The sequence below is a fragment of the Stutzerimonas stutzeri genome (genome assembly GCF_013522825.1).
Lineage (GTDB): Bacteria > Pseudomonadota > Gammaproteobacteria > Pseudomonadales > Pseudomonadaceae > Stutzerimonas > Stutzerimonas stutzeri_AK.
In genome coordinates, this window is the sequence record NZ_JAAMQZ010000006.1 from 155,743 (window position 1) to 165,797 (window position 10,055).

Sequence of the window (10,055 nt, forward strand, 5' to 3'; positions counted from 1 at the left end):
TCCGAATTAAGGCGCGGTTGTCGCGTCATCGCTCCCCTTTGGCTCTGGCCAAGGTCGTCGCTCGCTATCTGTCACTGAGCCGTCTCAGGCACGCATCATGGAGGCTGTATGCCGCAATACCCGTCTTTCGAGACGCTGTTCAGGATTTCCCCAAACGCCTATCTGTTGCTGGATCGTGATCGGGTCATTATCGATGCTAACACGGCCTACCTGCAGCTGGTCGCGCGTGATGCCCAGGGCATCCTTGGGCGGCGCGTTCAGGATGTGCTTGCCATCGATCTGCAGCTTTCCCAGGCCATGGTCGATGACTGTCTGGCCTCCGTCGCGCGGGTTTTTGCCTCGGGAGCGCCGGATACCCTGTCGGTCACCGGTCAGGGCGTTGCAGTCGGCGCCGTTCGTAAGGACTCTTGCTGGCGTATGACGCATACCCCGATACCGGACCTGCAAGGCAATACCGGCAGCATCCTGCAGTGCATCGAGGATATGACCGAGCTGCAGAGGCATGCGCGCGACTCGCTGCATGGCGAGCTGGAGCAGTCGACAACCCAGGCTGCGTCGGTGCAGTCGCAAAGGCTTGAGGCGATCGGCAAGCTCACGGGAGGTATCGCCCATGATTTCAACAACATGCTGCAGATCATCGGTGGCAACCTGCAGCTGCTGCGGCGCAGTCTGGGTGCTGACGAAGCGGCGCAAAGGCGTCTGGGGTCGGCTGCAAATGGTGTAGACATGGGCGCGCGTCTTGCTTCGCAGCTGTTGGCTTTTGCCAGTCGGCAGCCTCTGCAGCCGCAGCGGGTGGATCTTGCCGAGATGATTGAGCGCGCGGAGGAGTGGTCGGGCGCTACGCCAGGGAGCGCTCTAACTGTAAGGCTCGATGTCCAGCCGGGGCTATGGCCGGTTTTTGTCGATGCGAGCAATCTGCAGGGCGCAATTCTGCGCCTCGTCGCCAATGCGCGGGAGGCCATGGCTCATGGCGGTGTGTTGAGCCTGCGCGCGCGCAATTGCTTGCTCGATGCCGATCGGCTTGCCGGCCAGCCGGGAGTCAAGGCCGGAGAGTACGTGGAACTCTGCGTGATCGATCAGGGCGAGGGAATGAGTCAGGAGGTGCTGGAGCATGCGTTCGAGCCCTTCTTCACTACCCGTCGCGGCGCCAGCGCTTCCGGGCTGGGGCTGAGCGTTGTCTATGGTTTCGTCAGGCAGAGTGGTGGCTTCGTCGTGCTGGAAAGCGAGAAGGGCAGGGGCACCTGCGTGCGTGTCTATCTGCCGGCGCATGTCGCTCAGGCTGGAAGCCCGCCTGAGCCTGGAGAGTACGATCAGCGGCACACGCCTGCTGCCGTCCAGGCAGTGGCAGAGGCGAGCGAAGGTCTGAAGATTCTTTTCGTCGAAGACGATCCCACCTTGCGCATGCTTACCGGCGAGGTGATGGATGAGCTCGGTCATGCGGTATGCCTGTGCGAGTCGGCCGAGGCTGCGTTGGAGCAGCTCGGACAGCAGCATTTCGATGTTCTGCTGACGGATGTCGGGCTGGCCGGCATGAGCGGTATCGAGCTGGTGCGCATGGCTCGTGAACGCGATGCCACGCTGAGCGTGGTGATTGCCTCGGGTTATGAGGTCGATGTGCGAAAGGAAGGCCTGGAAGGCTTGCGAACCATGCTCAAGCCCTATGACATCCATCAGGTCAGAACCCTGCTGGAAAATATCCGTGTCGAACGGGTAGCTGCCGGGTACTGAAAGCCTGGCTGGTTAAATAATCACCAGATCGCCTTGCGCGGCAGGCCGGGCTTCTCTAGAATTGCGCCCCTTGTCCGGATGGCAGGCGTTTGCGCGCCTCTCTGGCTGGCAAGGCAACACACTTTTCACTCCTTGCCTGATCCGCGTAGTGCGGCAGGCTGCAACCCGTAAGGAGCAACAATGCGTCATTACGAAATCATCTTTCTGGTCCATCCCGATCAGAGCGAGCAGGTTGGCGGCATGGTGGAGCGTTACACCAAGCTGATCGAAGAAGACGGCGGCAAGATTCATCGCCTGGAAGACTGGGGTCGTCGTCAGCTGGCTTACGCCATCAACAACGTCCACAAGGCTCACTACGTGATGCTGAACGTCGAGTGCAGCGGCAAGGCACTGGCTGAGCTGGAAGACAACTTCCGTTACAACGATGCCGTCATCCGTAACCTGGTCATCCGTCGCGACGAAGCCGTGACCGAACAGTCCGAGATGCTCAAGGCTGAGGAAAACCGTAGCGAGCGCCGCGAGCGTCGTGATCGCCCTGAATCTGACAATGTCAACGATAGCGATGACAGTGACAGCGACAGCCGCGACAACAACGCTGACGAGTAATCCACGGGTCTATTGAGGAGCCTATTTCATGGCACGTTTTTTCCGTCGTCGTAAGTTCTGCCGTTTCACCGCTGAAGACGTGAAAGAGATCGATTACAAGGATCTCAACACGCTGAAGGCCTACATTTCCGAAACCGGCAAGATTGTTCCAAGCCGTATCACCGGAACCAAAGCACGCTATCAGCGCCAGCTGGCCACCGCTATCAAGCGCGCCCGCTTCCTGGCCCTGTTGCCCTACACTGACAGCCACGGTCGTTGATCGAGCTGTTCGACAGTAAAAGGTAAGGATAAATCGCATGCGCGCCCTGGCTGAATTCATCATGCGCGGCCGTATGCAAGCCATCGTTGTGGTGGCTGGCTCTGCGGCATTGCCGATGTTGTTCTGGCTGTGTGCGGCTGCAGGTAGCCTGGTGCTGTTGCGCCGCGGGCTGAACGACGCGCTGGGTGTACTGGTCTGGGCTGTATTGCCCGCACTGGCCTGGTGGTATTTCGGTGATCCGCGAACGCTGCTGATGCTGCTGGGAACCTTCGGGTTGGCGCTATTGCTGCGCAGTCAGAATGCCTGGCCCCGTGTGATGCTGTGCAGTGTGGGCCTCGGGCTGTTGTATGCCGTAGCGCTTGGTGCGGTATTCGGTGAGCCGATTGCGGCGCTGGCGAGCGAGTTGCAGAAAGTGCTGCCCGACATGTTGTCGCAAGCCTATCAGCAGCTCTCAGTTGAAGAGCAGGCGCGGCTGGAGGCGTTGCTGATACCGGTCCTGACCGGTCTGTTGGCGGCGCTACTGCAGATCGTTACTCTGCTCAGCCTGATACTTGGGCGCTACTGGCAGGCGCTGCTGTACAACCCCGGTGGTTTCGGGCTCGAGTTCCGCGCACTGCGCTTTCCGCCAGTGCTGGCAATGCTGCTCCTGGCGGGCATGTTGTTCGGGCCGAGCCTGGGCGTACAGATGGCGATGCTGGCGCCGCTCTGCAGTGTTCCGCTGGTGTTTGCCGGTGTCGCGCTGCTTCACGGGCTGCTGTCGCAGGGCCGGATGCAGCGGTTCTGGCTGGTGGGGCTGTATGTCACGCTGGTGCTGTTCATGCAGGTGATTTATCCGTTACTGGCCGTGATGGCCATTGTCGACAGTTTGTTTGATTTTCGCGGTCGGGCATCTCGTGATGACGATGCGGGGCCTGCGAACGGTGAAGGTTAAAAGTTAAGAGGTAAGACTCAAATGGAAGTCATCCTGCTGGAAAAAGTCGCGAACCTGGGCAACCTGGGCGACAAGGTAAACGTCAAGTCTGGCTACGGTCGCAACTACCTGTTGCCGCAGCGCAAGGCTACTGCTGCAACGGCAGCCAACATCGCCGAGTTCGAAGCGCGTCGTGCCGACCTGGAAAAAGCTGCTGCCGAGCGCAAGGCTTCTGCCGAAACGCGCGCTGCTCAGCTGGCCGAGCTGGAAGTCACCATCACCGCTACCGCGGGCGATGAGGGCAAACTGTTCGGTTCCATCGGTACTCACGATATCGCCGACGCCCTGACTGCCTCTGGCGTGGAAGTGGCCAAGAGCGAAATCCGCCTGCCGAACGGCACCATCCGTCAGGTTGGTGAGTACGACGTAGCCGTGCACCTGCACAGCGACGTTGAAGCGACCGTGAAGCTGATCGTGATCGCTGGCTGATACTGGCCGTCGTCTGGCACCTCGGGTGCCCGGCGAGTAACATCGGGCACGTTTCCACGCGAGTGGGACGTGCCTTTTGTTTTTTTGTAATGCAAAGAATTCGAGTGCCATGAACGACATCAGCATCCCTCAGCAATACGATCTGGAAACCGCCGCACTCAAGGTGCCGCCGCATTCCATCGAGGCCGAACAGGCTGTGCTGGGTGGGTTGATGCTGGACAACAATGCCTGGGAGCGCGTGCTCGACCAGGTATCCGACGGCGATTTCTATCGCCACGATCATCGCCTGATCTTCCGCGCCATCTTTACCCTGGCCGAGCGCAATTCGCCCTTCGACGTGGTGACCCTGTCCGAGCAGCTGGACAAGGAAGGTCATCTGCCGCAGGTAGGCGGTCTTGCCTACCTGGGTGAGCTGGCGAAGAACACGCCTTCGGTGGCCAATATCAAGGCCTATGCGCAGATCATTCGCGAGCGGGCCACGTTGCGCCAGCTGATCGGCATCAGCAATGAAATCGCTGACAGCGCCTATGCCCCGCAGGGACGAACCGGCGAAGAAATCCTCGACGAAGCCGAGCGCCTGATCTTCCAGATTGCCGAGGCGCGGCCCAAGACCGGCGGGCCCATCGGCATCAACGATATCCTGGTCAAGGCCATCGACCGCATCGACTCGCTGTTCAATGCCGGCGAAGCGATTACCGGTCTGTCGACCGGCTTCACCGATCTGGACGAGGCCACCAGCGGCCTGCAGCCGGCGGACCTGGTCATCGTCGCGGGGCGCCCGTCCATGGGCAAAACCACCTTTGCGATGAACCTGGTGGAAAACGCCGTACTGCGCTCCGACAAGGCGATTCTGGTCTACTCGCTGGAAATGCCTGCCGACTCCATCGTGATTCGTATGCTGGCCTCCCTGGGGCGGATCGACCAGACCAAGGTGCGGACCGGCAAGCTCAGCGACGACGACTGGCCGCGTCTGACCTCGGCGGTTAATCTGCTCAACGACCGCAAGCTGTTCATCGATGACACCGCCGGCATCTCCCCTTCGGAAATGCGCGCCCGCACCCGGCGCCTGGCGCGCGAGCACGGCGATATCGGCATGATCATGGTCGACTACCTGCAGCTGATGCAGATTCCCGGTTCCAGCGGCGACAACCGCACCAACGAGATTTCCGAGATTTCCCGCTCGCTCAAGGGCCTGGCCAAGGAATTCAACTGCCCGGTGGTGGCGCTGTCGCAGCTCAACCGCTCGCTGGAACAGCGCCCCAACAAGCGTCCGGTCAACTCCGACTTGCGTGAATCGGGGGCCATCGAGCAGGACGCCGATATCATCATGTTCGTCTACCGGGACGAGGTGTATCACCCGGAAACCGAATACAAGGGCGTGGCCGAGATCATCATCGGCAAACAGCGGAACGGCCCCATCGGCACCACGCGCCTGGCCTTCCTCGGCAAGTACTCGCGCTTCGAGAACCTCGCGCCGGGCAGCTACCAGTTCGATGATGAATAAGGCGGAAAGCCGATAAAAGCGCTGGAGGCTGAAAGGCGGGACGGAAAGGCAGGGGTGTTGGGGCTTCTTTATCGTGCGGGCGGTCAGGTGCTGCAAATATCGGCACTTTGCTCGTCGGATCATGCCTTCGGCTAATTCGGCCCGCGAAAAGCTTGACGCAGCGCTGTTGTAGGTCGGGTCATGCCTCACCGGCCCGACGAGCGGAGGCAAGGCCAGCAGAAAAGCTTGGCCTGGATTTGGCAAAAGCCCGCCCCCTGTCCAGCCTCTTGCTCAATAAGAGTAAGATTCCGCTTCACCTTCGCTGTGCAGGAACTCTCCCATGCGTCCCCTCGTTGCCACGGTCGATCTGGCCGCCATTCGTCACAACTATGCCCTCGCGAAACGCTGCGCGCCGGGTCGGCAGGCTTTTGCGGTGGTCAAGGCCGATGCTTACGGTCATGGGGCTGCGGCGGTGGTTGCGGCATTGCGCGAGGAGGCTGACGGTTTCGCCGTGTGCAGCGTCGAGGAGGCGCGCGTGGTGCGCGAACAGGCGCCAGAAGCCCGTCTGCTGCTGCTCGAAGGCTGTTTCGATACCGAGGACTATGCGGCGGCCATGGCGCTGGGGCTGGATATCTCGGTGCAGGGTGCCACGCAGGCGCAGCGGCTGCTGGACTGCCCGCCGGTACGGGCGCTGAATGTCTGGCTCAAGCTGGATTCGGGGATGCACCGGCTGGGTTTCGAGCCTGCCGAGCTGCAGCGCTGGGCAGAGCGCCTGCGCGGCGCGCCGCAGGTGGCGGAGGTCAACCTGATGAGCCACTTCGCCTGTGCCGATGAGCATCTGCACGCACTCACCGATCATCAGCTGGAGCGCTGCCACGGCATGCAGGGGTTCGCCTTCGATCAGCGCAGCTTCGCCAACTCCGCCGCCGTGCTGACCCTGGCGCCGGCGCATATGGACTGGCTGCGCCCCGGCATCATGCTCTACGGGGCTTCGCCCTTCGCCGAACGCAGTGCCGCCGAACTAGGGTTGCGCCCGGCCATGACGCTGACCGCCGAGGTGATCGCCATGCACGACGTGCCCGCCGGCGACAGCGTCGGCTATGGTGCGACCTGGGTGGCGCAGCGCCCGTCGCGCATCGGCACCGTCAGCTGCGGTTATGCCGACGGCTATCCGCGTCATGCGCCATCGGGTACGCCCGTCGTGGTTCGCGGCCAGCGCGTGCCGCTGGCGGGCAGGGTGTCGATGGACATGCTGGCGATCGACCTGACCGACCTTCCCGAAGCTGCCATCGGCGATGCGGTGGAGCTCTGGGGCGCGCAGCTGCCTGTCGACGAAGTGGCCCGGGCGAGCGGCACCATCGGTTACGAATTGCTCACCAAGGTGACGCAGCGAGTGCCGCGCAGATACGTCTTTTAACGCCCGTAGAAGCGCTTGAGGCTGGAGGCTGGACGAAAAAGCCTGACGAGGGATTGGCATTAGCCGTGTAGGGTGGATGACGCGAAGCTCATCCACCGAGGTGCAGTCAGCGTGGATGTAAAAAACGACATCCACCCTACGATTTCCGACCTCTGTGCTGGGACATGCTGGTCATTTTTTGTGCTATATTCCGCGCCCGTTTTCGTTGCCCCGGTTTTTCGCCATGCACGTCGCCAAGCCTTTGTTTGACTATCCCAAATACTGGGCCGAATGTTTCGGTCCGGCGCCGTTCCTGCCGATGAGCAGGAAGGAGATGGATCAGCTCGGCTGGGATTCGTGCGACGTCATCATCGTCACCGGCGATGCCTACGTCGATCATCCCTCGTTCGGCATGGCGATCATCGGGCGGCTGCTGGAAGCCCAGGGTTTTCGCGTCGGCATCATCAGCCAGCCGGACTGGCAGAGCAAAGACGACTTCATGAAGCTCGGCGAGCCGAACCTGTTCTTCGGTATCGCCGCCGGCAACATGGACTCGATGATCAACCGCTACACCGCCGACCGCAAGGTACGTTCCGACGATGCCTACACCGCGGGTGGCCTGGCCGGCAAGCGGCCCGACCGCGCCAGCCTGGTCTACAGCCAGCGCTGCAAGGAAGCCTACAAGCACGTGCCGGTAGTGCTGGGCGGCATCGAGGCGTCGCTGCGGCGCATCGGCCATTACGATTACTGGTCGGACAAGGTGCGCCGTTCGATCCTGATGGACGCCACCGCCGACATTCTGCTCTACGGCAACGCCGAGCGCGCCATCGTCGAGGTGGCGCAGCGGCTGGCGCGCGGCGATGCCATCGGCGAGATCACCGACGTGCGCGGCACCGCCTTTATCCGCAAGGACACTCCCGAGGGCTGGTTCGAGATCGACTCGACGCGCATCGATCGTCCGGGCAAGGTCGACCAGATCATCAACCCCTACGTCAGCACCCAGGACCTGCAGGCCTGCGCCATCGAAAAGGGCAAGGGCCCTGCCGAGGATCCGAACGAGGCGAAAGTCGTCCAGTTGTTGCCCAATCCGAAGATCGAGCGCGACCGTACGGTGATTCGCCTGCCGTCGTTCGAGAAGGTGCGCAACGATGCGGCGCTGTACGCCCATGCCAACCGCGTGCTGCACCTGGAAACCAACCCCGGCAACGCCCGCGCGCTGGTGCAGCGTCATGGTGACCAGGACATCTGGCTCAACCCGCCGCCGATCCCGCTGACCACCGAGGAAATGGACTACGTGTTCGCCTCGCCCTTCGCCCGCGTGCCGCATCCGGACTACGGCGGAGCGAAGATCCCGGCCTACGAGATGATCCGCTTCTCGGTGAACATCATGCGCGGCTGCTTCGGCGGCTGCACCTTCTGCTCGATCACCGAGCACGAGGGGCGGATCATCCAGAACCGCTCGCACGAATCGATCCTCAACGAGATCGAGGCCATGCGCGGTATGCCAGGGTTTACCGGCGTAGTGTCCGACCTCGGCGGGCCGACCGCCAATATGTACCGCCTGGCATGCAAGAGCCATGACATCGAGAAGCACTGCCGCAAGCCGTCGTGCGTGTTCCCGGGTATCTGCGAGAACCTCGATACCGACCACAGCTCGCTGATCGAGCTGTACCGCAAGGCTCGCGCGCTGCCCGGCGTGAAGAAGATCCTGATCGCCTCCGGCCTGCGCTACGACCTGGCGGTGGAGTCGCCGGAGTACGTCAAGGAACTGGTCACGCACCACGTTGGCGGCTACCTCAAGATCGCCCCGGAGCACACCGAGAAAGGCCCGCTGGACAAGATGATGAAGCCGGGCATCGGCAACTACGACCGTTTCAAGCGGATGTTCGAGAAGTACTCGAAGGAGGCGGGCAAGGAGCAATACCTGATCCCTTACTTCATCGCCGCGCATCCGGGCACCACCGACGAGGACATGATGAACCTCGCGCTGTGGCTCAAGGCCAACGGTTTCCGCGCCGACCAGGTGCAGGCCTTCTATCCGTCGCCGATGGCCAGCGCCACGGCCATGTACCACACCGGCAAGAACCCGCTGCGCAAGGTCACTTACAAGAGCGAGGAGGTGACCATCGTCAAGAGCGAGGAGCAGCGCCGGTTGCACAAGGCCTTCCTGCGCTACCACGACCCCAAGGGCTGGCCGATGCTGCGCGAAGCGTTGCTGCGCCTGGGCCGTGGCGATCTGATCGGCAGCGGCAAGCACCAGCTGATCCCGGCTCATCAGCCGGCGGTGGATGGCTATCACAGCGCCCGTCGCAAGAACTCCACGCCGGTCGGCAGCAAGAAAGCCGGTCAGGGCGGCAAGATCCTGACCCAGCACAATGGCCTGCCGCCGCGCAGCCACGACGGCAACGCCTGGGACAAGCGCGAGCAGGCCAAGGCCGCCGCCGAGGCCCGGCGCAAGGCCGCGGCCGGTGCGGGCAAGGCGAAGCCGGCAGGCAAGGGGCGCGGCAAGCCCGTTCCTCGATAACGGAGGCGTCGGGTTACTCCATCGGATCGTCGGATTACGCCTTCGGAAACCCGGATTACGCCTTCGGCTAATCCAGGCTACGAACTGCGCATCTTTGGCCGAATAAATTCGGCTCTACAGGTGGCGGTCATCAGATGTAGATACCGTCTTGCCCCTCACTTCGCAATAGCGAGTTCGGGGTTGAACGGTTCGCCGGATTTCAACACGCCATAGGCGATACAGAGCAATTTACGCATCGCCGCGCAGACGATCTGTTTGCCGGCTTTACCTCTGGCTTTCATCCGCTCGACCATTGCCCGAATGGCAGGGTTACGGCTCATGGACGTAATGGCTGGCATGTAGAGCCCCGCGCGCAAGCTGGCCGACCCCATGCGGGAAATCCGCACATGCCCTTTGAGTATTCCCGAGTCCTGTAGCTTGGGATTGAGCCCTGCAAAAGCGGTGACCGCTCGGCTGCTGCCGAAGCGTTGAATGTCCCCCAGTTCAGCCAGCAGAAGCGCTGCTGTCCGCTCAGCAATGCCGTCGATGCTCGAGAGCAGGTCACGCTGGCCGCGCAAGTCATCGTTGTCGTCGAAATGCTGCTTGATCGCTTCCAGCGTCTCGGCGATTTGCTGGCGTAAATGTTCAAGAACCGACTCGATCGACGCCTTGACCTTGGTC

At 62.0% G+C, this 10,055-nt stretch carries 9 protein-coding genes; 8 read left to right on the forward strand and 1 reads right to left on the reverse strand.

Annotated features, from left to right (window positions below):
• Positions 1-108: 108 nt before the first annotated feature.
• The 8 genes from G7020_RS06190 (at position 109) to G7020_RS06225 (ending at position 9,395) form a co-directional block, all read left to right on the forward strand.
• The gene (locus G7020_RS06190) at positions 109-1,728 is read left to right on the forward strand and encodes an ATP-binding protein (protein WP_181083050.1); all 1,620 of its coding nucleotides are present in this window, start codon (positions 109-111) and stop codon (positions 1,726-1,728) included.
• Positions 1,729-1,908: 180 nt separating this feature from the next.
• Positions 1,909-2,334, forward strand: coding sequence for a 30S ribosomal protein S6 (gene rpsF, locus G7020_RS06195; protein WP_181083051.1), 426 nt, complete (start codon positions 1,909-1,911; stop codon positions 2,332-2,334).
• Positions 2,335-2,362: 28 nt separating this feature from the next.
• Positions 2,363-2,593 (forward strand): 30S ribosomal protein S18, encoded by a 231-nt coding sequence (gene rpsR, locus G7020_RS06200; protein ID WP_181083052.1) that lies wholly within the window; start codon positions 2,363-2,365, stop codon positions 2,591-2,593.
• A 37-nt stretch (positions 2,594-2,630) separates the two neighbouring features.
• Positions 2,631-3,524 carry a hypothetical protein gene (locus tag G7020_RS06205; RefSeq protein ID WP_181083053.1) on the forward strand — a complete coding sequence of 298 codons (894 nt, stop codon included), beginning with the start codon at positions 2,631-2,633 and terminating at the stop codon, positions 3,522-3,524.
• A 21-nt stretch (positions 3,525-3,545) separates the two neighbouring features.
• A complete protein-coding gene (rplI, locus tag G7020_RS06210; protein ID WP_181083054.1) occupies positions 3,546-3,992 on the forward strand; it encodes a 50S ribosomal protein L9 in 447 nt (148 codons plus the stop codon).
• A 109-nt stretch (positions 3,993-4,101) separates the two neighbouring features.
• The gene (gene dnaB / locus G7020_RS06215; protein ID WP_181083055.1) at positions 4,102-5,496 is read left to right on the forward strand and encodes a replicative DNA helicase; all 1,395 of its coding nucleotides are present in this window, start codon (positions 4,102-4,104) and stop codon (positions 5,494-5,496) included.
• Positions 5,497-5,815: 319 nt separating this feature from the next.
• Complete coding sequence (gene alr / locus G7020_RS06220; RefSeq protein ID WP_181083056.1) at positions 5,816-6,892, forward strand: alanine racemase; 1,077 nt, start codon at positions 5,816-5,818, stop codon at positions 6,890-6,892.
• A gap of 223 nt (positions 6,893-7,115) precedes the next feature.
• The gene (locus G7020_RS06225) at positions 7,116-9,395 is read left to right on the forward strand and encodes a YgiQ family radical SAM protein (RefSeq protein WP_181083057.1); all 2,280 of its coding nucleotides are present in this window, start codon (positions 7,116-7,118) and stop codon (positions 9,393-9,395) included.
• A 155-nt stretch (positions 9,396-9,550) separates the two neighbouring features.
• On the opposite strand, the gene G7020_RS06230 is transcribed toward G7020_RS06225, so the two are convergent.
• Positions 9,551-10,055 (reverse strand): transposase (locus G7020_RS06230; protein WP_181083058.1); only part of this gene is annotated, 505 nt, incomplete at its 5' end.

What these genes read in the sequence shown, in the direction of transcription:
- G7020_RS06190 (WP_181083050.1), top strand. Translation starts at nt 109, where the DNA reads ATGCCGCAATACCCGTCTTTCGAGACGCTGTTCAGGATTTCCCCAAAC.
- rpsF (WP_181083051.1), top strand. Translation starts at nt 1,909, where the DNA reads ATGCGTCATTACGAAATCATCTTTCTGGTCCATCCCGATCAGAGCGAG.
- rpsR (WP_181083052.1), top strand. Translation starts at nt 2,363, where the DNA reads ATGGCACGTTTTTTCCGTCGTCGTAAGTTCTGCCGTTTCACCGCTGAA.
- G7020_RS06205 (WP_181083053.1), top strand. Translation starts at nt 2,631, where the DNA reads ATGCGCGCCCTGGCTGAATTCATCATGCGCGGCCGTATGCAAGCCATC.
- rplI (WP_181083054.1), top strand. Translation starts at nt 3,546, where the DNA reads ATGGAAGTCATCCTGCTGGAAAAAGTCGCGAACCTGGGCAACCTGGGC.
- dnaB (WP_181083055.1), top strand. Translation starts at nt 4,102, where the DNA reads ATGAACGACATCAGCATCCCTCAGCAATACGATCTGGAAACCGCCGCA.
- alr (WP_181083056.1), top strand. Translation starts at nt 5,816, where the DNA reads ATGCGTCCCCTCGTTGCCACGGTCGATCTGGCCGCCATTCGTCACAAC.
- G7020_RS06225 (WP_181083057.1), top strand. Translation starts at nt 7,116, where the DNA reads ATGCACGTCGCCAAGCCTTTGTTTGACTATCCCAAATACTGGGCCGAA.